Annotated in this window: 20 protein-coding genes; 12 read left to right on the top strand and 8 right to left on the bottom strand. The window is 60.5% G+C overall.

The features are described from left to right. The first annotated feature begins 98 nt into the window (after positions 1-98). The 3 genes from purB (at position 99) to QEP12_RS05785 (ending at position 3,481) form a co-directional block, all read left to right on the top strand. The gene (gene purB, locus QEP12_RS05795; protein ID WP_284213645.1) at positions 99-1,478 is read left to right on the top strand and encodes an adenylosuccinate lyase; all 1,380 of its coding nucleotides are present in this window, start codon (positions 99-101) and stop codon (positions 1,476-1,478) included. Between the two features lie 159 nt (positions 1,479-1,637). Next, the gene (locus QEP12_RS05790) at positions 1,638-2,198 is read left to right on the top strand and encodes a YaeQ family protein (RefSeq protein ID WP_284213644.1); all 561 of its coding nucleotides are present in this window, start codon (positions 1,638-1,640) and stop codon (positions 2,196-2,198) included. A gap of 89 nt (positions 2,199-2,287) precedes the next feature. After that, positions 2,288-3,481: a phosphoglycerate kinase gene (locus QEP12_RS05785; protein ID WP_174863317.1), complete on the top strand. Its 1,194-nt coding sequence runs from the start codon at positions 2,288-2,290 to the stop codon at positions 3,479-3,481. 102 nt (positions 3,482-3,583) lie between these two features. On the opposite strand, the gene QEP12_RS05780 is transcribed toward QEP12_RS05785, so the two are convergent. Beyond that, complete coding sequence (locus QEP12_RS05780; RefSeq protein WP_284213643.1) at positions 3,584-4,177, bottom strand: exopolysaccharide biosynthesis protein; 594 nt, start codon at positions 4,175-4,177, stop codon at positions 3,584-3,586. Between the two features lie 52 nt (positions 4,178-4,229). Further along, positions 4,230-5,114 (bottom strand): DMT family transporter, encoded by an 885-nt coding sequence (locus tag QEP12_RS05775; RefSeq protein WP_284213642.1) that lies wholly within the window; start codon positions 5,112-5,114, stop codon positions 4,230-4,232. 38 nt (positions 5,115-5,152) lie between these two features. On the opposite strand from QEP12_RS05775, the gene pyrF reads away from it, so the two are divergent. The 6 genes from pyrF (at position 5,153) to QEP12_RS05745 (ending at position 12,615) form a co-directional block, all read left to right on the top strand. Next, positions 5,153-5,983: an orotidine-5'-phosphate decarboxylase gene (pyrF, locus tag QEP12_RS05770; protein ID WP_284213641.1), complete on the top strand. Its 831-nt coding sequence runs from the start codon at positions 5,153-5,155 to the stop codon at positions 5,981-5,983. 296 nt (positions 5,984-6,279) lie between these two features. Further along, a complete protein-coding gene (locus QEP12_RS05765) occupies positions 6,280-7,953 on the top strand; it encodes a long-chain-fatty-acid--CoA ligase (RefSeq protein ID WP_284213640.1) in 1,674 nt (557 codons plus the stop codon). A gap of 76 nt (positions 7,954-8,029) precedes the next feature. After that, positions 8,030-8,785, top strand: coding sequence for a 5'-methylthioadenosine/adenosylhomocysteine nucleosidase (locus tag QEP12_RS05760; protein WP_174863999.1), 756 nt, complete (start codon positions 8,030-8,032; stop codon positions 8,783-8,785). Positions 8,786-8,907: 122 nt separating this feature from the next. Then, a complete protein-coding gene (locus QEP12_RS05755) occupies positions 8,908-9,897 on the top strand; it encodes a Cache 3/Cache 2 fusion domain-containing protein (protein WP_284213639.1) in 990 nt (329 codons plus the stop codon). Continuing rightward, positions 9,845-10,969 carry a methyl-accepting chemotaxis protein gene (locus tag QEP12_RS05750; protein WP_284213638.1) on the top strand — a complete coding sequence of 375 codons (1,125 nt, stop codon included), beginning with the start codon at positions 9,845-9,847 and terminating at the stop codon, positions 10,967-10,969. Before QEP12_RS05755 ends, QEP12_RS05750 begins: the two co-directional genes overlap by 53 nt. A 119-nt stretch (positions 10,970-11,088) precedes the next feature. After that, positions 11,089-12,615 carry a M20 family metallopeptidase gene (locus QEP12_RS05745; protein WP_284213637.1) on the top strand — a complete coding sequence of 509 codons (1,527 nt, stop codon included), beginning with the start codon at positions 11,089-11,091 and terminating at the stop codon, positions 12,613-12,615. A 107-nt stretch (positions 12,616-12,722) separates the two neighbouring features. Here the strand turns inward: QEP12_RS05745 and QEP12_RS05740 are convergent, their stop codons facing one another. The 3 genes from QEP12_RS05740 to QEP12_RS05730 all read right to left on the bottom strand — a co-directional run bounded on the left by QEP12_RS05740 (position 12,723) and on the right by QEP12_RS05730 (position 16,007). Beyond that, on the bottom strand, positions 12,723-13,937 hold the full coding sequence (locus QEP12_RS05740) for a GGDEF domain-containing protein (protein ID WP_284213636.1): 1,215 nt from the start codon (positions 13,935-13,937) through the stop codon (positions 12,723-12,725). A 140-nt stretch (positions 13,938-14,077) separates the two neighbouring features. Beyond that, complete coding sequence (locus QEP12_RS05735) at positions 14,078-14,809, bottom strand: 16S rRNA (uracil(1498)-N(3))-methyltransferase (protein ID WP_284213635.1); 732 nt, start codon at positions 14,807-14,809, stop codon at positions 14,078-14,080. Between the two features lie 100 nt (positions 14,810-14,909). Continuing rightward, on the bottom strand, positions 14,910-16,007 hold the full coding sequence (locus QEP12_RS05730; RefSeq protein ID WP_174863302.1) for an aminoglycoside phosphotransferase family protein: 1,098 nt from the start codon (positions 16,005-16,007) through the stop codon (positions 14,910-14,912). Positions 16,008-16,157: 150 nt separating this feature from the next. Here QEP12_RS05730 and QEP12_RS05725 point away from each other — a divergent pair, with 150 nt between their 5' ends. From QEP12_RS05725 to rsmA, 3 genes are read left to right on the top strand one after another with little or no spacing between them, the layout of a single operon-like run. Then, a complete protein-coding gene (locus QEP12_RS05725; RefSeq protein ID WP_431308068.1) occupies positions 16,158-18,572 on the top strand; it encodes an LPS-assembly protein LptD in 2,415 nt (804 codons plus the stop codon). Positions 18,573-18,580: 8 nt separating this feature from the next. Then, the gene (locus tag QEP12_RS05720) at positions 18,581-19,978 is read left to right on the top strand and encodes a peptidylprolyl isomerase (protein WP_423107232.1); all 1,398 of its coding nucleotides are present in this window, start codon (positions 18,581-18,583) and stop codon (positions 19,976-19,978) included. A gap of 12 nt (positions 19,979-19,990) precedes the next feature. Then, the gene (rsmA, locus tag QEP12_RS05715; protein ID WP_284213632.1) at positions 19,991-20,758 is read left to right on the top strand and encodes a 16S rRNA (adenine(1518)-N(6)/adenine(1519)-N(6))-dimethyltransferase RsmA; all 768 of its coding nucleotides are present in this window, start codon (positions 19,991-19,993) and stop codon (positions 20,756-20,758) included. 91 nt (positions 20,759-20,849) lie between these two features. Here rsmA and QEP12_RS05710 read toward each other — a convergent pair whose 3' ends face one another. The 3 genes from QEP12_RS05710 to QEP12_RS05700 form a co-directional block, all read right to left on the bottom strand. Continuing rightward, on the bottom strand, positions 20,850-21,275 hold the full coding sequence (locus QEP12_RS05710; RefSeq protein ID WP_219164868.1) for a barstar family protein: 426 nt from the start codon (positions 21,273-21,275) through the stop codon (positions 20,850-20,852). A gap of 128 nt (positions 21,276-21,403) precedes the next feature. Beyond that, positions 21,404-21,808, bottom strand: a complete 405-nt coding sequence (locus tag QEP12_RS05705; RefSeq protein ID WP_284213631.1) for a guanyl-specific ribonuclease — start codon at positions 21,806-21,808, stop codon at positions 21,404-21,406. Positions 21,809-21,935: 127 nt separating this feature from the next. Further along, on the bottom strand, positions 21,936-24,245 hold the full coding sequence (locus QEP12_RS05700) for an NADP-dependent malic enzyme (RefSeq protein WP_219163312.1): 2,310 nt from the start codon (positions 24,243-24,245) through the stop codon (positions 21,936-21,938). Between the last annotated feature and the right edge of the window lie 51 nt (positions 24,246-24,296).

Here is a 24,296-nt window from a genome sequence, read left to right as displayed (position 1 = left end):
AGGGCACCGCAAGGTGCCCTGGCTTTTTTGTGCGCTCTGCTTGGTTGTATCGGGTTGCACCATGCATACAGAAGCAGTGGCCCCTACAATCTTGCCCCATGAGCCTGTCTTCCATCTCCGCCCTCTCCCCGCTCGACGGCCGCTATGCCGCCAAGCTTTCCGCCCTGCGCCCCATCATGAGCGAACAGGGGTATATGCACCGCCGCGTTCAAGTGGAAATCACTTGGTTTATCGCGCTGTCGGACGCTGGATTTGCTGAATTTTCGCCACTTTCCGAAGGTGCGCGCACTTACTTGCACAGCCTGGTGAGCAACTTCAGCGAAGCCGATGCGGCAGCGATCAAGGAGATCGAGAAGACCACCAACCACGACGTCAAAGCCGTGGAATACTGGATCAAGGGCAAGTTCGATGGCCGCCCTGAGCTGCAAAAAGCGGCGGAGTTTGTGCACTTTGCCTGCACCAGCGAAGACATCAACAACACCAGCCACGCCCTGCAAATCCGCGTAGGCCGCGACATGGTGGTGTTGCCGGCGCTGGACCGCATCACGCTGAAGCTGCGCGAAATGGCGCACCAGTTTGCCGATGTGCCCATGCTGAGCCGCACGCACGGCCAGACTGCCTCCCCCACCACCGTGGGCAAGGAAATCGCCAACGTGCTGGTGCGCCTGCAAAAAGCGGCCGAGAACATCGCCAACGTCAAAGTACTGGGCAAGATGAACGGCGCTGTGGGCAACTACAACGCCCACCTGTCCGCTTGGCCCGATTTCGACTGGGAAGCGTTTGCCAAGAATGTGATCGAGTCGCCCGAGCCCAAGGGCCTGGGCCTGACGTTCCAGCCCTATTCGATCCAGATCGAGCCGCACGACTACATGGCCGAGTTTTTCGATGCCGTGGCGCGTGCCAACACCATCTTGATCGACTTCTCGCGCGACATCTGGGGCTACGTCTCGCTGGGCTACTTCAAGCAGCGCCTCAAAGCCGGTGAAATCGGTTCTTCGACCATGCCGCACAAGGTCAACCCCATTGACTTTGAAAACGCCGAAGGCAATCTGGGTCTGGCCAACGCCCTGCTCAAGCACCTGTCGGAAAAGCTGCCCGTCTCGCGCTGGCAGCGTGACCTGACGGATTCCACCGTGCTGCGCAATATTGGCGTGGCGCTGGGTTACGCCACACTGGCCTACACCTCGCTGATGACCGGCCTGAACAAGCTGGAGCTCAACGAAGAGCGTTTGGCTGAAGACTTGGACCACGCCTGGGAAGTGCTGGCCGAGCCCATCCAGACCGTCATGCGCCGCTACGGCGTGGCCGGTGCTTACGAAAAGCTCAAGGAAGTCACGCGCGGCAAGACCGTGCTGGCGGCCGATTTGCACAATCTGATCCACAGCCTGGAAATCCCCCAGGCCGACAAGGACCGTTTGCTGGCCATGACGCCTGCGTCGTACATCGGCAAGGCCGCAGAACTGGCCCGCCGCGTGTAACCACACCCAACACGCAAAATCCATAGCTGCTGGCGCTTGATTAGCAAGCACTTCAGCACCAAAGAGCTGCCAAAGCGAGGAAAAACCAGCGCAGGCAGCTCTTACTTTTGAAACATTCTTTTCAGCCCGCCTGCGGGCGCGCACTGCGAGACACCCGCCATGGCCCTGAAATCCACGATTTACAAAGCCAATCTGTCGATTGCCGACATTGACCACAGCTACTACGCCGACCACAACCTGACCTTGGCGCGCCACCCCAGCGAGACCGACGACCGCATGATGATTCGCCTCGTCGCGCTGGCCCTCAACGCCTGGCAGCTGCAAGCCCTGTGCAACGGCGACGGCACCCTGGGCTTTGGCATTGGTTTGAGCGACCCCGACGACCCAGACGTGCACATCACCGACTACACCGGCCAAAAGCGCCTGTGGATTGAAGTGGGCCAGCCCGAAGAAAAGCCCATCAACAAGGCCTGCAACAAGTCGGACCACGTCATCGTCTACCCCTTTAACCACGCGGCCAACGTGTGGTGGAAGGGGCTGGAGGGCAAGGTGGGCCGCCAAAGCAAGCTGCAGGTGCACTACATTCCCTCCGATGTGGCGCAAGAATTGGGCAACCTGGCAGAGCGCAGCATGCAGCTGCAAGCCACCATCCAGGAAGGCCAGCTGACCCTGTCCAGCGACAAGGGCACCGTGTTTGTTGAGCCCGAGCGCTGGAAATAAGCCACGGCATCAGACTGCAGCAAGGGGCCGCCGCCTACAATGCGCCCCAGTTTGCATTCACTCCTCTATAAGACTTCAAGGCTGCCACCATGAACATCCTTCGCTTCTCCGACCTGTGCGCCCAAGGCAAAGTCCAAGGCCAGCGCGTGTTTATCCGTGCTGATTTGAACGTGCCACTGAACGACGCTGGCGAAATCACCGAAGACACCCGCGTGCGCGCTTCCGTGCCGGCCATCGAAATGGCACTGAACGCCGGCGCCGCCGTGATGGTGACCAGCCACCTGGGCCGCCCCACCGAAGGCGAATTCAAACCCGCCGACTCGCTGGCCCCTGTCGCCCAGCGCCTGTCCGAGCTGCTGGGCCGCGAAGTGCCGCTGGTCGCCAACTGGGTGGACGGCGTGGAAGTGCAGCCCGGCCAGGTCGTGCTGCTGGAAAACTGCCGCGTGAACGTGGGTGAAAAGAAGAACAAGCCCGAGCTGGCGCAAAAAATGGCCCAGCTGTGCGACATCTTCGTGAACGACGCGTTCGGCACCGCCCACCGCGCCGAAGGCACCACCTACGGCATTGCCCAGTTTGCGCCCATCGCGTGTGCAGGCCCGCTGCTGTCGGCCGAAATTGATGCACTGAACAAGGCGCTGGCAGCCCCCGCCCGCCCCTTGGCGGCCATTGTGGCGGGCTCCAAGGTGTCCACCAAGCTGACCATTTTGAAGAGTCTGGCCGACAAGGTGGACCAGCTGATCGTAGGCGGCGGCATTGCCAACACCTTCATGCTGGCAGCGGGTCTGAAGATCGGCAAGAGCCTGGCCGAGCCCGATCTGGTGGCTGAAGCCAAGGCCGTGATTGACGCCATGGCCGCGCGCGGTGCCAACGTGCCGGTGCCCACCGATGTGGTCTGCGCCAAGACCTTCGCACCCGACGCGGTGGCTACCGTCAAGCAAGCCACCGAGGTGGAAGACGACGACATGATTCTGGACATTGGCCCAGAAACCGCCGCCAAGCTGGCTGAGCAGCTGAAACAGGCCGGCACCATCGTCTGGAATGGCCCCGTGGGCGTGTTTGAGTTTGACCAGTTTGCCAACGGCACCAAGGTGGTGGCCCAGGCGATTGCCGAATCCCCCGCCTTCAGCATTGCCGGCGGCGGCGACACCCTGGCCGCGATCGCCAAGTACGGCATCGAAGACAAGGTGGGCTATATCTCTACCGGCGGCGGCGCGTTCCTGGAAGTACTGGAAGGCAAAACCCTGCCGGCCTTTGAGATCTTGGCCCAGCGCGCCAACGGCTGATCTATTTTTTAGCCCAATTGGCCTCTAGCGCTTATCCATCCAGCGCTAGCAGCTATCAAAAAAGCCACCTTGCGGTGGCTTTTTTTGTGGGGCGCTGGTGCTTTAGCTCAGCACGAAGGTGCCGCCCATCCACGCCAGATAGGCCAGCACGCCAAAGTACACCACGGTGAGCATGTGGCCCAGGTAGCCCAGCAGCACGAATATGCCGTCGCGCTGCATCATGCCCACGGTCAGCAGCAAAATGCCCACGGCCGGCACGGTGTTGGAAAACGGAATCAGCCCCAGCGGTGCCATCAGCAGCAGGCCGCCAAACACCAGCACAGCGCTGTTAAAGCGCTGCATGGCTGCGGTGGTGAGCGCAGGCATGCGGGACTGCAGCCAGCGTTCCAGCTTGCCCACAATGTTCACACCCTTGTGCAGCACGGGTTTGAGCTTGTTGGCATCCATACCCTTGTCCAGAATGCGCTGCGGCAGCCACGGCAAGCGGTCCAAAAACAGCGCAAATGCCAGCAGCACAATGGCCGCACCAAACACCGTGGACACGCCGGGGATCGACACGGGAATCAAGAACGGCAGACAGGCAATGGCACAGACCATGAGCATGCCTTCGCGCCCGCAGCGCTCCAGCAACTCGCGCAAGGTGATGGTGTCGCCGTGGATATCGTCAATGATGGAGGTGAGCAACTGGCTCAGCATGGGCTTCCTTGTGGTGGCTCGCCTGAGCAGGCCACGGTGTTCAACATGGCACTTATTGTCGCTTGCCCGCAGGCCACAAGACCGAGGCAATCGCCAACACCATCAGGCACACCGCCGTCCAGTCTTGCCAGTGCAGCACTTCACCCAGCCACCACGCGCCCGTGAACACGCCCAATACGGGGATGAACATCACGCTCAGCGTCGAGGCCACCGGCGGCAAGCTGCGCGCCAGCACAAACCACACCACCTGGGCAAAACCGACCACCAGCAGGCCGTTGAACAAGATGGTGCCCAGCGCCACCGCATCCGGGGCATGCCACAGCGCATGCTCCAGCGCCACGGCTGCCACCGTCAGCACCAACGCGGTGATCAGCATCATCCAAAAGGCCATGACCAGCAGCGGCGTTTGCATGGGGGCGCGGCGCATCATTTGCGTGCCCACCGCCCAGCACAGTGCGGCCAGCAAAATCAGCAAAGGGCCACTCGGGTTGCTGCCCAGCGCCCCCAGCTCATGCCACAGCAGCAGCATGACGCCGACAAAGGCCGCGCCCACGCCGCCCCATGCACGCAGGCTCAGGCGGTCGTGCCAGATCAGGCTGCCCAGCACTGCTGAAAAAATAGGCATGGTATAGCCCAAAATGGCAGCGCGCCCGCTGGAAACCAGGGGAATGGCCACGATCACCAGGCTGTTCCAGATCACCATGTTGAAAAACGCCAGCAGGCCCAGTGTCCGCCACTCGTCGCGCGGCACCCGCAGGGGCTGCCGCTGCACCCGCAGCACCACCCACACCACCAGCACACCCAGCCACATGGCCAGCGCACGAAAACTCAGCGGGGGGAAATGCGTCACCCCCAGCTTCATGACGGGCCAGTTCACCCCCCATATCAGCGTAAGGAGCACCAGAAGAACCAATTGTCGGGGGGTAAAGGCAGGCATAGGGCGTAGATTGTGCCCGCCACCTACAATTGCCGCTCATGACTTTTCTCGACATGCTGCGCGACGCGTCCACGCGCAACAACTCCATGCTCTGCGTGGGACTGGACCCTGAGCCTTCCAAGTTCCCCGCAGCCATGCGTGGCGACGCTACCAAAATCTACGACTTCTGCGCCGCCATTGTCGATGCCACCCACGATCTGGTGAACAGCTTCAAGCCGCAAATTGCCTACTTTGCAGCCCACCGCGCGGAAGATCAGCTGGAAAAACTGATGGCGCACATGCGCCGTGTCGCGCCCCATGTCCCTGTGATCCTGGACGCCAAGCGTGGAGATATTGGCTCGACCGCGGAGCAATACGCCAAGGAAGCCTTCGAGCGTTATGGCGCCGATGCCGTGACCTTGTCGCCCTTCATGGGCTTTGACTCCATCACGCCTTACCTCAAGTACGAAGGCAAAGGCGCCTTCCTGCTGTGCCGCACCTCCAACCCCGGTGGGGACGACCTGCAGGCCCAGCATTTGGCTGATCTGCCAGGCCAGCCCGCCATGTTTGAGCATGTCGCCAAGCTGGCCCAGGGCCCCTGGAACACCAACGGCCAGCTGGGTCTGGTGGTGGGCGCCACGCGCCCCCACGAGATTGAGCGCGTGCGCGCCGTAGCGCCGACACTGCCGCTGCTGATCCCCGGCGTGGGCGCGCAGGGCGGCGACGCCGTGGCCACCGTGAAAGCCGCGCGCATGGGCGGCGGCCCCATCATCATCAACTCTTCGCGGGCCGTGCTGTACGCCTCGCAAGGGGAAGACTTTGCGGCGGCCGCACGCCAGGCAGCGCTGGATACCCGCGATACGCTCAACCAAGCTGCCCAAGTCGCTTAACTTAAGCCACCGCTATCCCCCTCCCCACCCACACGGCGCAAGCCCTGTGGGTTTTTTGTTGCACGCGGCGCTAGACCTTCATCAAAGCGACATCAACAAAATCGCACAATCGTTCTTTTTTTCACAAAAAAGCGCCTTTCAGGTTGCTTTACCTAGGGTTTGCACAGAGGCGTCTCCCTCACCCTCCCACCACAATCCTCGCAAAGGGCACAGACCCTGGGCATGGGGAGGTGTGCCATCTACCGCCATGTCTGTCACTTTTCAACGTCACAAAGACAATTGCGCGGAGACAACATATGAGTGAGCGTCCATGGTTAGCGGCCTACCCTGAAGGGGTTCCAGCAGACATCGATCCCAGCAGCTATCACTCATTGGTGGCCTTGATGGAGCAGGCGTTTAAGGCCTATGCACCACGTTCGGCTTACTCCTATATGGGCAAAGACATCAGCTTCGGCGATGTGGACAGCCAAAGCCAAGCGTTTGCCGCGTACTTCCAGTCTCTGGGCATGCAACCGGGCGACCGCGTCGCCATCATGATGCCCAATGTTCCCCAATACCCGATTGCCGTGGCCGCCATCTTGCGCGCGGGCTTTGTGGTGGTGAACGTCAACCCGCTGTACACCGCCCGCGAGTTGGAGCACCAGCTCAAAGACTCGGGCGCGCGCGCCATTGTCATCATTGAAAACTTTGCCCACACGCTGGAGCAATGCATTGCCAGCACCTCGGTGGAACACGTGGTGCTGTGTGCCATGGGCGATATGCTGGGCACGCTCAAAGGCTGCTTGGTGAACTATGTGGTGCGCAACGTCAAAAAGATGGTGCCCGCCTTTCATTTGCCCAAGGCTGTGCGCTACAAAGATGCCATCCGCCGCGGCAGCAGTGCCACCTTCACCAAGGCCCATGTCGGCCCTAACGATATTGCCGTGCTGCAGTACACCGGTGGCACCACAGGCGTCAGCAAAGGCGCGGTGCTCTTGCACCGCCACATCATTGCCAACACCTTGCAGTGTGAAGCATGGTTCAACCCCGTGGTGAATAACCTGCGCAAGAGCGGCGAGCAGGTCACCAGCGTGTGCGCGCTGCCGCTCTATCACATCTTCGCGTTCACGGTGAACATGATGCTGTCCATGCACACCGGGGGCAAAAACATTCTGATTCCCAATCCGCGTGACATCAAAGCCACACTCAAGGAACTGTCCAATCACAAGTTTCACAGCTTTCCTGCAGTGAACACGCTGTTCAACGGCCTGGCGCACCACGCAGACTTTAATTCTGTGGACTGGAGCCACCTGAAGGTGTCCGTCGGTGGCGGCATGGCCGTGCAGGGGGCGGTTGCCAAGCTCTGGCTGGAAAAAACCGGTTGCCCGATTGTGGAAGGCTATGGCTTGTCAGAAACCAGCCCGGTCGTGAGCTGCAACCCCGTGACCGCCAAGGAATTCACCGGCACCATTGGTGTGCCGCTTCCCAGCACCTACGTGAAACTGGTGGGCGACGACGGCCACACCGTGACCGAGCCCGGCAAGACCGGTGAAATCGCCGTCAAAGGCCCCCAAGTCATGGCCGGTTACTGGCAGCGCCCGGATGAAACCGCCAAGGTGATGACAGCCGACGGTTACTTCCTCACTGGTGACATTGGCGCCATAGACGAGCGCAGCTTCATCAAAATTGTGGATCGCAAGAAAGACATGGTGCTGGTCAGCGGCTTTAACGTCTATCCGAACGAAGTCGAAGAAGTGGTGGCCATGTGCCCCGGCGTGCTGGAGTGCGCGGTAGTTGGCGTGCCCGATGAAAAAACCGGTGAAGCGGTCAAGCTGGTCGTGGTCAAGAAAGACGACAGCCTGACCGAGGAAGTGCTGCGCAAGTTCTGCCGCGAGAATATGACGGGCTACAAGCAGCCTCGCGTTATCGAGTTCCGCACCGAACTACCCAAAACCCCCGTGGGCAAAATCTTGCGCCGCGAACTGCGTTGATCGCAGCGCCGTACACTGGCGGCACACCCTTTATCCACGGCCCTTCGGGGCCGTTTTTCATGCTTTGTGATTTCTTATGACGCTTGCAATTTTGAGTGCACTGCCCGAAGAGCAGCATGGCCTTGCGCACGCATTGACCCACCGCCAAGAGGTGCGCCGTGCAGGTCGCCACTTTGTCAAAGGCCGCCTCCAGGGACTGGACGTGGTGCTTGCACTCAGCGGTATTGGCAAAGTTGCAGCAGCCACCACCACCACCACGCTGATTGAACACTTTGGCATTGAAACACTGGTGTTTACCGGCGTGGCGGGCGGTATCGGCACCGGTGTTCAGGTGGGCGACGTGGTGGTGGCCCAGCATTTTGTACAGCACGACATGGATGTGCGCCCCCTGTTTCCACGCTGGCAGGTGCCGGGCTACCCACACCCTACTTTTCACTGCCATCCCACACTCACCGAGCGCCTGCACCAGGCTGCGCTGGACTGCACCCGCACAGCCGCGCAGTGGAATGAGCCCTTGCTGCAAGGCCGTAGCCCGGCGGTGCATGCCGGGCTGATTGCCAGTGGCGACCAATTCATTGTCTCTGCCAGCCTTTCCCAGGCCATGCATGGCGACTTCCAAGCCGCAGGCCTGCATGCTTTGGCCGTGGAAATGGAAGGCGCTGCGATTGCACAGGTCTGTGCGGACTACGGCATCGCTTTTGCGGCGGTGCGCACCATTTCAGACCGTGCCGACGATGCCGCGCACGTCGACTTTCCGGCTTTCGTCAGCGCAGTGGCCAGCCGCTACGCCCTGCACATCGTTGCGCAGTTTCTCAGCAGCGAGCGCGTGTAAAGACGGCGGCCACGCTGGTTGCGGATCACGGATTTTCGCTACGGGATTCATGGGGGAATTCTCTAACCAATTCTTACAATGGCTGATTGGGCTGCGCTTTCTGAGTGCAACGGTGTGCTTTGATGCACATCTTTCTGCTTTTTTCGTTGATCCATCCATCTTCCAGCGCCTTCATGCAACCTATGGCCTTCGCCCATCTTTCCTCTTCCGCTTCGCGCAGCCGCTCCGTGGCACGCCGCGTCACGGCCATAGGCATCGCCATGATGGCCTTGATCCTGCTGATTTTGAGCGGGGTGGTCTCTACCATCAGCACCCAGACTGCGCGGGAGCAGCTCATCGCCAGCGTCACCCACACCACCGAGGGGCTGGTCGCCTCGATTGACACCGTCGATCAAGCCAACCGCCGCATGGTGGAGCGAGCTTCGTCTGCCTTCGCCCGCTATTTCGCGGGCACGGTGGAGCTGGACACCACAACCACCAGCTTGACCTTGGATGGGCAGGTGCTGAACGCACACTTTGGCGTGGTCGATCAGTTCAGCGAAGACACCGGCGGCGTGGCCACCATCTTTGCCCGCCAGGGCGATGACTTTGTGCGCATTAGCACCTCGCTGCGCAACCTGCAGGGCGAGCGCGTCATGCACACCTTGCTCGATCGCAACCACCCGGCCTATGCACGCATGCTCAGCGGGGCCCCTTATGTAGGACGCGCCAACTTGTTTGGCAAACCTTATATGACGGCCTACCAGCCGATGCGCAACGCCTCCGGTGAAGTGGTCGGAATTTTGTTTGTGGGCACCGATTTGAGTGCCTTCCAAGCAGGCATGCAGCAGCAAGTCAGCAACACCCGCCTGTTTGAACATGGCGGGGCGATGGTGATTGCCCCCGGCGCCCGTCTGGAAGATGCGGTGTTCATTGCACACCCCACGCACCAAGGCCAAAAAGTACTGGAAGTAGCGCCCCAAGCGCGCGCCTCCCTTGAGCAATTAGCCAGTCGTAGCGATGGATTTGCGCGTGATGTCACCGCCTTGCCCCCCGAGCAAGGCAGCCACCCCCTGGGCTGTGCTGCGCAAGACCCAGGAAGGCTGGTGGGTGATTACCGAGGTGTCCGATGACGAGGCCATGGCCGCACAGCGCCACGCGCTGATGCTGCTGTGGTGCGCCATGGCCGTAGCTTTGGTGGTACTGGCAGCGGGCCTGCTGTTCACGCTCAAGCGGGGTGTCTCCGCACCGCTGCATGAGTTAACCCAAGCCATCACGCGGATTGCGCAAGGCGATCTCACCCACCCTTTCCACAGCACGCGCCGGGATGAGGTGGGCGATTTGATCCACGAGGTGGAAGGCATGCGCCAGCGCTATGTCGACATGCTGCGCCAAGTGAATGTGGCCGCCCACAGCATTGCCAGCGCCAGCAGCCAGATTGCCCAAGGCAATGTGGACCTGTCGGAACGCACGGAAAACACGGCGCAAAGTCTGGCGCGCTCGGCCCAGAGCATCGAAGAAGTCACTCACGGCGTGCGCCAGTCTGCCGATGCAGCACGCCAGGCCCACCAGCTGTCAGAGGGTGCGGTGGAAGTGGCCTCGCGCGGCGGGCAGGTGGTCAGCAACGTGATAGCCACCATGGGGGCCATCAATGACAGCAGCCGCAAGATTGGCGACATCATCGGCGTGATTGATGGGATTGCGTTCCAGACCAACATTCTGGCCCTGAACGCAGCGGTCGAAGCCGCACGCGCCGGTGAGCAAGGCCGTGGCTTTGCCGTGGTCGCAGGTGAAGTGCGCACACTGGCTCAGCGCAGCGCAGCCGCCGCCAAGGAGATCAAGACGTTGATCAGCACCTCGGTGGACAAGGTGGAATCCGGCGCACGTTTGGTGCAAGACGCTGGCCAGACCATGGAGGAAATCGTGGGCTCCGTGCAGCGCGTGGGCGACATCATTGGCGAGATTTCTGCAGCTGCCAGCGAGCAAGCCACCCGCATCAGCCAGGTCAACCACGATGTGACGCAGCTTGATCAGCTGACCCAGCAAAACGCAGCCTTGGTCGAAGAATCTGCTGCAGCCTCGCAAAGCATGCGCGAGCAAGCCGCTCGCCTGGAAGACGCGGTCAGCGTCTTCCAACTGACGGAGGCCCCCGACGGCCACGGCCACCCCGGCAGCAGCATGCCCCCAGCGCTGCTGCAGCATTAATCTACCCACACCAGCCGCACCTGTGCAGCCCACGCAGCCACTGCTGCAGCGGGCTTGCGCAAGGGTGCACAATGCACGGATCAGCGGCCTGTGCGCCGCACTGCTTTCGGAGGTTCGCCATGAACGCACGCATGCCCTCCAGCGCTTTGAACGCCGCTCAAGCACTGGAACAAGTCAGCCAGAAGTGGGACAACGACATCGTTGGCCAGCTCAAGGACTACATTGCCATTCCCGCCAAATCCCCCATGTTTGCGCCCGACTGGGAGCAGCAGGGCCTGCTGGACACCGTGCTGCGCAACGCCGCAAGCTGGGTGCAGGCGCAGCAAGTGCCCGGCCTGAAACTGGAAATTGTGCGCATGCCCGGGCGTACCCCCGTGCTTTTTTTTGAAGTAGAAGGCACCCAGCCCGGCGCGAATGCCGCCGATGCCAACACCGTGCTGATGTACGGCCACCTGGACAAGCAACCCGAATTTGAAGGCTGGCGCAGCGACCTGGGCCCCTGGACGCCCAAGTACGAGGACGGCAAGCTGTATGGCCGCGGCGGTGCCGATGACGGCTACGCCGTGTACGCCAGCGTGGCAGCCGTGCAAGCCCTCAAAAGCCAGAACGTGCTGCACCCGCGCATCCTCGGCATTATTGAAACCGCCGAAGAAAGCGGCTCGCGCGATCTGCTGCCTTATGTGGATGCGCTGCGCCCCCGTCTGGGCAATGTGGATTTGGTCATTTGCCTGGACAGCGGCGCAGGCAATTACGACCAGCTGTGGCTGACCACCAGCCTGCGCGGCATGGCCAGCGGCACGCTCAAGGTGGAAATCCTCACTGAAGGCATTCACTCGGGCGACGCCTCGGGCGTGGTGCCCTCGTCGTTTCGCATCATGCGCCAGGTGCTCGATCGTCTGGAAGACAGCGCCACCGGCCGCATGCTGCCCGCCAGCTTCCACTGCGAGGTGCCCGCCGAGCGCCTGGCCCAGGCCCGCGCCACCGCCGCCATCCTGGGCGAAGAGACCTACCGGCGCTTCCCCTGGGCGCACCACGACTGCGGCGGCTCCACCCTGGTTGCGTTGCCCACCACCACCGACCCGGTGCAAGCCCTACTCAAGCGCACCTGGGAGCCCACGCTGTCCGTCACCGGTGCGGAGGGCTTTCCCACGCTGCAAAACGCTGGCAACGTGCTGCGGCCCTACACCGCCTTCAAGCTCAGCCTGCGCCTGCCGCCCCTGGTCGATGCTGCCACCTGCGTGCAGGAGATGAAGGCCTTGCTGGAAGACAACGCACCGTACCAAGCCAAGGTGACCTGGGAAGGCATGTCCAGCTCCAGCGGCTGGAATGCGCCAGATATGACGCCCTGGTTTGAAAATGCACTGAACCAAGCCAGCTGCGCCCACTTTGGCGCCGATTGCGGCTACATCGGCCAAGGTGGCACCATTCCTCTGATGAATTTGCTGAGCCAAGGTTTCCCCAAAGCCCAGATGATGGTCTGCGGCGTGCTCGGCCCCAAGAGCAATGCCCACGGGCCCAACGAGTTCCTGCACGTGCCCTATGCCAAGAAACTGACCGCCGCCGTGGCCCAAGTGATTGCGGCCATGCCCGTGACGCACCCGGCACACGCAACGTCTGAGGCAGGCACAGACAGCACAAGCGCCTGAGTCACCCCTGCCACATCAAAAAAGAAAGCACCTTGCGCAGGTGCTTTCTTGCTTTCAGGGCTTAAAAACCTTGAAATCTTTATAAATTGAACGCCAGACGCTCACTTTTACAGAGCATCTTCCTCACACAAGGCCGCTGCTTGGCGCGGCGCCCAGCCTGCTGGTGCAGCAAGTTCGCCAAACATCACCTGGTTGCGGCCCGCGCGCTTGGCGCTGTACAGGGCTTTGTCGGCGCGGTCCAGGGTAACTTCCAACATCTCGCCCGCCATATGCTCGGCCAGACCGATGGAGACGGTCATCTGCAGGCCCGGGGGGGCATCGGGCATGGTGGTGCCCTCCACTGCCGCACGCACCCGCTGCAGGGTGAGCATGGCGCCCGCCACATCGGTATCGCTGAGCAGCAGCACAAACTCTTCACCGCCCCAGCGCGCCAGCACATCGGAGTTGCGGATGTTGTCACGCACCGTTTGCGCAAACGCTTTCAAAGCCATGTCGCCCACGCCATGGCCATAGGTGTCATTGATGCTTTTGAAATGGTCAATATCCATCTGTGCCAGCAGCATGGTGCGCACACCCCGCACGCAGCGGCGCTGCTCCAGCTCCAGCAGTTCGCGCATGTGGCGGCGATTGATCAGCCCGGTGAGCGCATCGCGCGAGGCCAGCTCGCGGTTTTCCTTCAGTGCCACTGCCAGCTCCTGCCGCTGTTTGCGCAGCCGCCCGCGCAGCTGGTACAGACGCAAACTGAGCAGCATGCACCCCGTAAGCATCAGCACCAGCACCAGCGCATAGGCAATTTCAAGGGCCGGCTCGGTGCTGTTGTCGAGCTGGATGATGAACAGCACCGCCAACGAAAAAGCGCCCAGGGCATACAGCGACACCGCCACAATTTGCTTGGCGCGCAGATTGAGCGCGGCAAACAGCATGGTCACAGCCAGCAGGCCCGGGACGATGCCGCGCGCCTCCGCGGCCAGCACATAGGCCACCGCACTGCAGCTGATGGCCCAGAGAATTTGCTGAAACGTCATGGAGGGGTCGCGCCAGCGTGCGCTCCAGCCACACCGCACCAGCGCCGCCATCACCGTCAGACCGCCCACCGCCACCACCGACCACCACGCCATCGCCTGCAGCGGCGCCAAACCGGTGTAGCCCAGCCACAGCATGACGCCCGCACTGCCCAGCATGAGCAGCACCGCCAACATGGCCATGCTGGAGCGAACGCGCAGCGTAGGATCGGCGGAAAACAGCCAATCTATGCCGCGCTGGCTGAGAGTGCACAAGTTGATGTCCTTGGGGTTGGAGGACGCGGCGTCAGATTCTGTCATCCGGGCGTCACTTGTAATATTTGGTTACGCGATTCTGGACAGAGTCTAAAAATCAAACCCCAGGGTTTTCCTTGTGCAATGTGAACTAATGTTTACCTCCCGCAGCACTCCCGACCGAAAGTCAAAGACGGCGCCTTGTCCTACAAAGTGGACAACACCAAGGCTGCCAAAGGAGCCGTTTCTGCACGCAAGGTGCGTGACCCCAAGGTCACCGGCACAAAGCCGCTCCCCCGTGCCAGCGTCTCTTCTGCGGCCGTCAAACCGCCTTCTGGGCCAGACAGAAAGAACACCGGCTGTGCATCCTCTGCAGGCGCCAGCACTTGCTGCAGCGGCTGGGTGCCTGCCGCCAAGGAAAGTACCGCGCGCAGGCCCGGTGCTGGCGCTGGCTGCAGCCACTGCGCCAGCGTGACTGCTTCGTGAATCACCGGCACGCGGTTGCGCCCGCATTGCTCACAGGCCGCCACCGCCACGGCCTGCCAATGCGTGCGTTTTTTGTCCCCGCGCTCGCCTTTGAGCTTGAGCACGCTGCGCTCGGCCAGCAGCGGGGTGATGCTGGTCACCCCCAGTTCCGTGGCTTTCTCGACCAGCCAGTCCATGCGCTCATTGGCGGTAATGCCTGCCAGCAGGTGCACGGGGCGCAGATTCTCACGGTCTGCAGCCACATAGCTGTCCACACGCACCTGCACATCGCTGCGGCCCATGCGCAAGATGGTGGCCTGCCATTCGCCGCCGGGGCCATCTTGGCGGCCCTCAAACAAGGTGATGGTGTCGCCGGGCTGCATGCGCAGCACTTGCACGTGGCGGGCTGCTCCTGCAGGCAACTCCACGTCGAGACCGGCAGACAGTGGAAGGGGGCAGTAGAAACGGGGCATGGCAGCCTTAAAAAAAGAAGCTGCTGGCGCACAGCAAATAATGATTTCAGATAGTTTTTATTCTGAAACCAAGTATTTACAAGCGCTAGCAGCTATGGTTTTACATGCGCCCGTAGGCGAAGCCTACTTGGGGCTGAATGTTTTCGATCTGGTCAATCAAGCGCAGCAGCGGACCCAATTCACGGTAGCGGCTGCAGGTCGAGCGCAGGTAGTGGATAAAGCGCGGGGTATCGGCCAGGTATTTGGGCTTGCCATCGCGCAGCGTCAGGCGCGCAAAAATGCCGGCCACTTTCAGGTGGCGCTGCAATCCCATCCACTCCACAGCGCGGTAGAACTCGCCAAAGTCATCACCCCAGCCGCTGGCGCTCTTGGCACCCACCAGCCCGGCCTTGCGCGCCTTTTCCCAGTAGCGCACGGTAATGTCAATGACAAAATCCTCCTCCCAGGTCAGGAAAGCATCGCGCAGCAGGCTGGCGATGTCGTAGGTGATGGGGCCGTAGACCGCATCCTGAAAGTCCAGGATGGACAGCCCCTTGCCCTCTTGGGCGGGCAGCATCAGATTGCGCGCCATGAAGTCGCGGTGCACATAGACGCTGGGCGCCGAGAGATTGTGCGCCACGATGGCGTCAAACGCTTTGGCCAGCACGGCTTGCTGCGTATCGTCCAGCGTGGCCTTGCGGTGCTGGGCGATGTACCAGTCTGGAAACAATTGCAGCTCGCGGCGCAGCAAGGCCTCGTCATACACCGGCAACACACCGGGCTTGGAGGCCAGTTGCCACTGCAGCAGCAAGTCCGTCGCTTCGCGGTACCACGGCTCGGCAGCGCGGGGCTGCTCGGGGTTCAAGATTTCAATCAGCGTGCGGCTGCCCATATCGGTGAGCAACATAAAGCCGTTGGCCGCATCCCACGCCAGCACCTCAGGCACGGGCAGCCCCGCCTGCGCCATCAAGGCCTGCACTTGCACAAAAGGCTGGCAGTTTTCTTTGTCGGGCGGCGCGTCCATCACAATCAGGCTGTGGCCGCTGTCGGTATCAATGCGCAAGTAACGGCGAAAGCTTGCGTCCGCCGAAGCAGCGCGTAAACTTTGCGGCCGCAGCGCATGCTGCTGTGTCAGGCTGCTCAGCCATTGTTCAAACAATGCTTGACGGCCGGAATCGGCCCAAACAACGGTAGATGTGGGGAGGATAGGAGCGCTCATGGATAATCCGATTCTACAAACGGCCTGGATCCCCTCCGCGCTTGCCCTCTATCTCCGCCTTGATTGAATGCGCCTGTGAGCCCACACGCTTTTTCTTTGCCCCCACAAATTTCCTCGTACCGCCTGCGTCCGCTGGCGGCGTCCTTGGCAATGGCATGGGCCGCCACGGCGGCGTGGAACGCACAAGCTCAAAGCAAAGAGCCCACTCTGTGGGACACCGCACTGTCCGCGCCGCAGCTCAAAGCCAGCAGCCAATTGCAAGAAGCGATTGCACCTGAACTGCGCGACCAGCTGCCCTCCTACATCAAAGCCGATCAGATCTCCGGCCAGGCGGACATCAACGCGGTCCTGGAAGGCAGCGCTGAATTGCGCCGTGGGGACACCATCATCCGCGCTGACCGTGTTGAGTACACGGTGGCTGACGATACGGTGAATGCCCAAGGCAATGTGCACATCAACAGCGCCGGCAATGTGTACCAGGGCACGGCACTGAAACTGCAGGTGGATGCGTTCCAAGGCGATTTCACCGACGCCACGTACCAGTTCCTGGAAACCCAGGGCCACGGCGACGCCGACCGCGTGGAATTCATCGACCGCGACAACACCGTGGTCTACCGCGCCACGTACACCACCTGCCTGCGCGACGACTCCGCCAGCTGGGAACCCGACTGGGTGCTGCGCGCCAAGCGCATCACGCTGGACCGCGTTGAAGATGTCGGCGTGGCCTATGGCGGCGCCTTGGAATTCAAGGGTGTCCCCATCCTGCCTGTGCCCGCGATTAGTTTCCCGCTGTCAGACAAGCGCAAATCCGGCTTGCTGCCCCCCACCATTGGCATCGACAGCACCAGCGGCTTTGAATACAGCCAGCCGTATTACTGGAACATTGCGCCCAACCGTGATGCCACCATCACGCCCACGCTGATGTCCAAGCGCGGTGTGAGTCTGGGCACCGAATTTCGCTATTTGGAGCCGACTTACTCCGGTGTGCTCGATACGCTGTACATGCCCAACGACAAGCTGCGCGACCGGGATCGCTGGGGCTACAGCTGGAAGCACGCTACTTCTTTGTCTTCTCCTGTTGGCCGATTTGGAATCAACTGGAACCTGAACCGCGTAAGCGATGACAATTATTGGCGTGACTTCAACCGAATTCCAGGTCGCGAGAACAGCGCTTATTCCAGCACCGTGACAAGCGATACGTCTTTGCGACAACTAAGTAATGATGCACGAGTGTCATGGTCGCAAGGTAATCACCGCATTTCGCTTCTCGCTCAGAAATGGCAGGTGCTACAAGACCTCGATGCCATTATTGCTCCTCCTTTCAACCGCATGCCACAGCTGCAATGGCGTTATGACACGACCAGCTGGGCCATGGAAGGCTGGGATGTAGACATGATGGCAGACACCACGCGCTTTGAAGCTGACAGTGTTCGCCTTCGCAATGGCGCATTAATCTATAGCGCAAATCGGAACAATGGTCAGCGTAGCTATGCGCGAACCAAAGTCAGTCGTCCATTTCTTTTGCCGGGTGGCTTCATAACCCCCAAAGTGCAATTGCACGCCAGCACCTATCAGTTCGATGAAAATGTAGGCACAAGAGGCAGTAGCAAGTCCTTTGTGATCCCAACATTCAGCCTTGACAGCGGTTTAACCTATGAACGCGAAACCACAGTACTTGGCAATGCTTACACCCAGACGCTAGAGCCTCGGGCTTTCTATACCTATACACCCTTTAAAGACCAAAATATGCTGCCCCTGTATGACACAGGGCTGGCAGACTTTAACTTTGGATCCATCTACAGCGAGAACAGTTATACCGGCCGCGACCGCATTGCTGATAACCACATGCTCACGCTGGGGGTTACAACCCGCTATATCCATCCTGAAAACGGTGCCGAAGTTGCTCGCCTTGGTATAGCACAGCGACTTCATTTTGACGATCAAAGGGTTGGACTTTCTGCACAAGATCGCAACAGAAGTGAGAAGGGATGGTCTGACCTCCTGATCGGCGGTGGCATCTCCTGGAACAAACGCTGGAGTACGGATGCCCTGGTGCAATACAACCGCGACATCCAGCGCACAACACGTTCATCTATCAGTGGTCGTTACACCCCTGCTCCCTACAAAACGCTGAGTGCAGCTTATCGATACCAGCGAGAAAATAGTGTGCTAGCTAGCAATCCTGGCAGTGAGCAGGTGGACTTTGGCTGGCAGTGGCCTCTGAACCAGGGGCGCAAGAATGCTTTTGGCGAAGCCACAGGCGGCGGCCGCTGGTACAGTGTTGGGCGCCTGAACTACAGCATGCAAGACAAAAAGCTGGTCGATGCCATTGTCGGCTTCGAATACGACAGCTGCTGCTGGATTGGGCGTGTGGTGGTGGAGCGCCTGCAAAATAGCCGCACGGACTCCAACACCCGCTTGTTGTTTCAACTTGAATTCGTGGGCTTTTCTCGCTTGAGCTTGGGTGCTGACCCGATGCGTGAGCTCAAAGAGTATGTCCCAGGTTACCGCGCGCTGCGTGAAGACAAGGCGCCCACCCCCAGCCGCTTTAGCAATTACGACTAATGCCTTTTATGCGCCTTCTGATTTCTACGCCACGTCACATTGCCCTTGGCCTTGTTTGCGCAGCTGTTCTTTCGACATGGTCAGTGCAGGCGCAAAGCCTGCGTCCTGCGGCCAACGGCAAAACGCTCTCGCGAGCCTTGAGCGAATCGGCCCAGCCTTCTATGCAAGCTACCCCCACATTGCGCTCGGCGGACTACATCGTGGCCGTGGTCAATTCCGAGCCGGTGACCAACAACGAGGTACGCGCGCGGATTCAGCGGGTGCTGCAAAACCTCAAAGCACAAGGTGCGCAGCAATTGCCAGCCCCCCAAGAGATGGCCGGCGAGGTCTTAGAACGCCTGATTGTCGAGAAGGCGCAAATCCACATGGCCAAGGAAAGTGGCATCAAGGTCGACGACTATGCGGTCGACCAGGCGCTGGAGAACATGGCGCGTCAAAATGGCACCGATGTGGCCGGCCTGCGCCGCGAAATGGCCAAGCAAGGGGTGGATGAAAAGCAGTTGCGTGAAGAAATCCGCAACCAAATGCTGATGCAACGCCTTCAAAACCGTGAAGTCGATGGCCGCGTCAAAGTCAGCGACTATGACATTGACCAGTACATGGCCGAGCAACGCCGCCAAAGCGGCCAAACCGATATGGCGACCGCCGCCATCAATCTGGGCCACATTCTGATTACCGTGCCTGAAAACGCGAGCCAAAATGAAGTCGCTCAGCGCCAAACGCGCGCCGAAGAAGCTTTGGCTGCCGTGCGTCGCGGAGATGATTTCGCCAGCGTAGCTCAGCGCTACTCCGAAGGCGGTCAAGCCATCTTGGGCATGCGCCCAGCCAATCGTTACCCAGGCCTGTTCATTGAATCCGTCGCGAATACGCCTGTCGGCGGTATCGTTGGCCCCATCCGCTCCGCCGCCGGTTTCCACATTCTGAAGGTCGTCGACAAGAGCGCCAGCGGCGTACCTGCCGTGGTGACACAAAACCATGCACGCCACATCTTGCTGCGCACTTCGCCACAATTGGGGGAACGTGAAGCCGCTCAGCGGCTGGCCGAACTGCGCCAACGCATCGAAGGTGGCGCCCGATTTGAAGATCTGGCGCGCCAGTATTCGGAAGATGGCAGTGCCCAGATGGGTGGTGATTTGGGCTGGGCTGGCCCTGGCCGTTATGTGCCAGAGTTTGAGCAAGCTTTGAATGCGCTGCAGCCTGGCCAAGTCAGCCAGCCCGTGGTTTCACGCTTTGGTGTGCACCTGATTCAACTGGTGGATCGCCGCCAAGCCACATTGACGCCCCGTGAGCAACGCGAAATGCTGCGCGACGTGGTTCGCGAAGAAAAGCTCGAAAAAGCGCACGCCAACTGGCTGCAAGAGCTGCGCGGACAGGCCTATGTGGAATACCGCGAACCACCGCAATAAGACTTCTCCCGCGTGAAACATATTCCCCGCAAACGTTTCGGCCAGAACTTTCTGACCGACCACGGCATCATCGACTCCATCGTCAAGGCGATTGACCCCAAACCCGGCCAACCGCTGGTTGAGATTGGCCCCGGCCTGATGGCGCTGACACAGCCCCTGGTGGAACGCACCGGCCACCTCACCGTGATTGAGCTGGACCGTGACTTGGCTGCCCGCCTGCGCACCAAGCCCCAGCTCAACGTGATCGAGTCGGACGTGCTCAAGGTCGATTTCACGGCCTTGGCCCAGAGCCTGAACGTGCCCAAACTGCGCGTCGCAGGCAACCTGCCCTACAACATCTCTTCGCCCATCCTGTTCCACCTGCTGGAACATGTGGATGTTGTGCAAGACCAGCACTTCATGCTGCAAAAAGAGGTGATTGACCGCATGGTGGCCGATGCAGGCAACGCCGACTACGGGCGCCTTTCGGTGATGCTGCAATGGCGCTACGCCATGGAAAACGTGCTGTTTGTGCCCCCCGAAAGCTTTGACCCGCCACCCAAGGTCAACAGCGCCGTGGTGCGCATGGTGCCGCGCGAGCAGCCCGCTGCGCTGAACCCCAAGCTGCTGGAAGAGCTGGTGCAGGTGGCCTTTAGCCAGCGCCGCAAGATTTTGCGCAACACGCTGGGCAAATGGCTGGACGACAAAGGCTTTGCAGGCAACTTTGACGTGCAACGTCGCGCCGAAGAAGTGCCCGTGGCGGAATATGAAGCCTTGGCCGCACAGCTTACTCAAAAATAAGAGCTTTTGGCGCTTGCTGCATAAGCGCCAATGCCATATTTGACCCATAAAAAAAGCGCCCTGATGGGCGCTTTTTACGTGGTGGCCGCAGTTACAAAAAAGAGTAAAAGCAGCGAAAAGCAATCTTGCGCTCGGCCCAGTAGTCCGCCGCATCGCGAAAGCAATCCAGGAACTGCTCACGCACCTCTTTGTCAAACTTGTGCGCAATCGGCAACTGATCCAGCACCACCACAAAGCCAGGCTGGGGGCCCGCCTTGTGCAAGGGATCGGTCAGGCAGTCGTAGAGGGCATCAAAGTTTTTGCCAAAGTGCGCGGGAAAGTGAAACTGCACCGCAATCAAATCCAGCGCATCTTGCTTGGTTTGGGCGTGGGCTAAATTCGCGTACAGAAAATGCTGCCCCGTAGCTTGGGCCGCTTGCTGCAAATCCGCAATGCGGAAGGCACGAATAGATTGCACGATGTTGCTGCGCACACCCCGCAAAAGCTGCTGGGGCTCGGGACAAGACGGTGTGTCCATCTCCGTAATTCTTTCTATAGCTCGTAGTTGCCCACCCAAACCGGGGAGCGTAGGCGTAATGGAGAGCGCGCTGCCCCACAAGTTCCCGAATATGGCGGGGTGGAGTTCCCCCTCCAGGTCTAGAGCGCTCATGGCTGGATCTTCCGAAAACTGTTGTAGTGGTCGCTGGTGTAGTAACAGGCCTGCGGCTGCGTCGGCGGCTCCCCGCCACACACAATGCGCCGGGCCCCCCGATCTCGGGCCCACGGTGTTTTGACGGTGTATTCGCGGTAGTAGCCCCGTGGGTGGCTGGGCAACAAGCGCTCGCGGTTGCCAAACACGGTGCCGTCTTTGTCGTAAGGGAAAGGTCCACCCTTGAAAATCAGCCGGTAGGTGGTGCGCGCTTGCGAAGGCAGCTCTGCCAAAGACACCTCGGGAAGCGCTGTCGGCAACGGCCCCCGAGCCTGCAGTGCGGGAACAGCTGCCGCCAGTGCCACCCCCACCACCAGTGCACCCGCCGCCCGACATACCGGACGGACGATCACATTCCGCATCACGCAACACCTTTCAGAAATTCCGGATCAGCCCAGAAATTCGAGGAGCAAGTGTGACGCAGCGATATTCAAATTGCAAGAACAAAGGGCTGATCGCCATCAGCAACCAGCCCTTTTCTGCGATGGATTAACGACCGACGTTGGCGTCTGCAACCGTCAATGCCGTCATATTCACAATGCGACGCACCGTGGTGCTCGGGGTCAGCACATGCACGGGCTGGCTGGCACCCAGCAGCACTGGGCCAATCGCAATACCGCCACCCGCAGCTTCCTTGAGCAGGTTGTAGGAAATGTTGGCTGCGTCCATGTTGGGCAGCACCAACAGATTGGCTTCACCACTCAAGGTGCTGTTGGGCATCAACTTGCCACGCGCTTCGGCGTCCAGCGCCACGTCGCCGTGCATCTCGCCATCCACTTCCAGCCAAGGCGCTTGAATGCGCAGCAGCTCCAGGGTGGTGCGCATCTTCACCGCGCTGGGCTGGTTGCTGGAGCCAAAGTTCGAGTGACTCAGCAGCGCCACCTTGGGCTTGATGCCAAAGCGCATCATCTCTTCGGCCGCCATCATGGTGATCTCGGCCAGTTGCTCTGCAGTGGGGTCGTAGTTCACGTGCGTGTCCACCAGGAACACCTGGCGCTCGGGCAGCATCAAGCCATTCATGCAGGCGTACGTCGTCGCCCCCGCCTTCTTGCCAATCACCTGGTCGATGTAGTTCAGGTGCATATGGGTGTTGTGCCAGGTACCGCAGATCAGTCCATCCACTTCACCCTTGTGCAACAGCATGGAGCCAATCAGCGTCAGGCGGCGGCGCATTTCGATCTTGGCAATCGGCGCGGTAATGCCCTTGCGCTCCGTCATGCGGTGGTAGGTTTGCCAGAAGTCGCGGTAGCGGGGGTCGTCTTCCACATTCACCACATCGTAGTCTTTGCCTTGCTCCAGGCGCAGGCCAAACTTTTCAATGCGCTGGGCAATCACGGAGGGGCGGCCGATCAGGGTGGGGCGGGCAATGCGCTCATCCACCACGATCTGCACGGCACGCAGCACGCGCTCTTCTTCCCCTTCAGAGTAGGCCACGCGCTTCTTGGCGGCCTTTTTGGCCACCATAAAGATGGGCTTCATCACGGTGCCCGAGGCATACACAAAGGTCTTCAGGTGCTCGCGGTACGCATCCATGTCTTGGATGGGGCGCTTGGCCACACCGCTCTGGGCAGCTGCTTGCGCCACAGCTGGAGCCACGATCAGCATCAAGCGCGGGTCAAACGGCTTGGGAATCAGGTATTCCGGGCCAAAGCTCAGCGGCTGGCCCACATAGGCGGCTGCCACTTCTTCGGATTGCTCGGCCTCTGCCAGCGCTGCAATGGCGTGCACGGCGGCAATTTCCATCTCGGTCGTGATGGTGGTGGCGCCGCAGTCCAAGGCCCCACGGAAGATGTAGGGGAAGCACAGAACGTTGTTGACCTGGTTGGGGTAGTCCGTGCGGCCGGTGGCGATGATGGCATCGTCGCGCACAGCTTTCACGTCTTCCGGCAGGATTTCGGGGTTGGGGTTGGCCAGGGCAAAAATGATGGGCGTGGCCGCCATCTTGGCGACCATGTCTTTTTTCAGCACATTGCCCGCCGACAGGCCCAAGAACGCATCAGCGCCTTCGATCACTTGGCTCAGGGTGCGCAGGTCTGTCTTTTGCGCAAACTGGGCTTTGTCTTCGTCCATCAGCTCGGTGCGGCCTTCGTAGACCACGCCAGCGATGTCGGTCACAAACACGTTCTCGCGCTTCAGGCCCACTTTGAGCAGCAGGTTCAAACACGCCAGTGCAGCCGCCCCCGCGCCCGAGGCCACCAGCTTGATTTCTGCAATGTTTTTGCCCGCCACTTTCAGCGCATTGACCATGGCCGCAGCCACGGTGATGGCGGTGCCGTGCTGGTCGTCGTGGAAGACGGGAATGTTCATGCGTTTGCGCAACTCGCGCTCAACATAGAAGCACTCGGGCGCTTTGATGTCTTCCAAGTTGATGGCGCCAAAGGTGGGCTCCAGCGCGGCAATCACTTCCACCAGCTTTTGCGGGTCTTTTTCATCGATTTCGATGTCAAACACATCCACGCCGGCGAACTTCTTGAACAGCACGCCCTTGCCTTCCATGACCGGCTTGGAAGCCAGCGCGCCGATGTCGCCCAGGCCCAGCACAGCGGTGCCGTTGGAGATCACACCCACCAAGTTGCCACGGCTGGTGTACTTGAACGCGGCCGCAGGGTCTTTGACGATTTCTTCACAAGGCGCCGCGACGCCGGGCGAGTACGCCAGCGCCAAGTCGTGCTGGTTGGCCATGGGCTTGGTGGCAGCAATAGCAATCTTGCCGGGCTTGGGAAACTCGTGGTATTCCAGTGCAGACTGGCGCAGCAGTGCGCGTTTATCGGGCAAGGCGGGGGTGGTGTTCTCTGGCATATCGTCTCGTCTCCCAGGACGCAAAAGTGGTGATTGCACCAATCCATCTTT

Source organism: Comamonas jiangduensis (assembly GCF_030162955.1).
Taxonomy (GTDB): domain Bacteria; phylum Pseudomonadota; class Gammaproteobacteria; order Burkholderiales; family Burkholderiaceae_C; genus Comamonas; species Comamonas jiangduensis.
Note: the sequence above shows the minus strand (reverse complement) of the source record. Positions and strands in the feature narration are given on the sequence as shown.

Bases quoted from the DNA above. Each gene is read 5' to 3' on its own strand.
- QEP12_RS05735 (WP_284213635.1), bottom strand. From the start codon at position 14,809: ATGCCCCGTTTCTACTGCCCCCTTCCACTGTCTGCCGGTCTCGACGTG.
- pyrF (WP_284213641.1), top strand. From the start codon at position 5,153: ATGACTTTTCTCGACATGCTGCGCGACGCGTCCACGCGCAACAACTCC.
- QEP12_RS05755 (WP_284213639.1), top strand. From the start codon at position 8,908: ATGCACATCTTTCTGCTTTTTTCGTTGATCCATCCATCTTCCAGCGCC.
- QEP12_RS05700 (WP_219163312.1), bottom strand. From the start codon at position 24,245: ATGCCAGAGAACACCACCCCCGCCTTGCCCGATAAACGCGCACTGCTG.
- QEP12_RS05745 (WP_284213637.1), top strand. From the start codon at position 11,089: ATGAACGCACGCATGCCCTCCAGCGCTTTGAACGCCGCTCAAGCACTG.
- QEP12_RS05785 (WP_174863317.1), top strand. From the start codon at position 2,288: ATGAACATCCTTCGCTTCTCCGACCTGTGCGCCCAAGGCAAAGTCCAA.
- QEP12_RS05710 (WP_219164868.1), bottom strand. From the start codon at position 21,275: ATGGACACACCGTCTTGTCCCGAGCCCCAGCAGCTTTTGCGGGGTGTG.
- QEP12_RS05705 (WP_284213631.1), bottom strand. From the start codon at position 21,808: ATGCGGAATGTGATCGTCCGTCCGGTATGTCGGGCGGCGGGTGCACTG.
- QEP12_RS05760 (WP_174863999.1), top strand. From the start codon at position 8,030: ATGACGCTTGCAATTTTGAGTGCACTGCCCGAAGAGCAGCATGGCCTT.
- QEP12_RS05730 (WP_174863302.1), bottom strand. From the start codon at position 16,007: ATGAGCGCTCCTATCCTCCCCACATCTACCGTTGTTTGGGCCGATTCC.
- QEP12_RS05720 (WP_423107232.1), top strand. From the start codon at position 18,581: ATGCGCCTTCTGATTTCTACGCCACGTCACATTGCCCTTGGCCTTGTT.
- QEP12_RS05725 (WP_431308068.1), top strand. From the start codon at position 16,158: ATGGCATGGGCCGCCACGGCGGCGTGGAACGCACAAGCTCAAAGCAAA.
- purB (WP_284213645.1), top strand. From the start codon at position 99: ATGAGCCTGTCTTCCATCTCCGCCCTCTCCCCGCTCGACGGCCGCTAT.
- QEP12_RS05790 (WP_284213644.1), top strand. From the start codon at position 1,638: ATGGCCCTGAAATCCACGATTTACAAAGCCAATCTGTCGATTGCCGAC.
- QEP12_RS05765 (WP_284213640.1), top strand. From the start codon at position 6,280: ATGAGTGAGCGTCCATGGTTAGCGGCCTACCCTGAAGGGGTTCCAGCA.
- QEP12_RS05775 (WP_284213642.1), bottom strand. From the start codon at position 5,114: ATGCCTGCCTTTACCCCCCGACAATTGGTTCTTCTGGTGCTCCTTACG.
- QEP12_RS05740 (WP_284213636.1), bottom strand. From the start codon at position 13,937: ATGACAGAATCTGACGCCGCGTCCTCCAACCCCAAGGACATCAACTTG.
- QEP12_RS05780 (WP_284213643.1), bottom strand. From the start codon at position 4,177: ATGCTGAGCCAGTTGCTCACCTCCATCATTGACGATATCCACGGCGAC.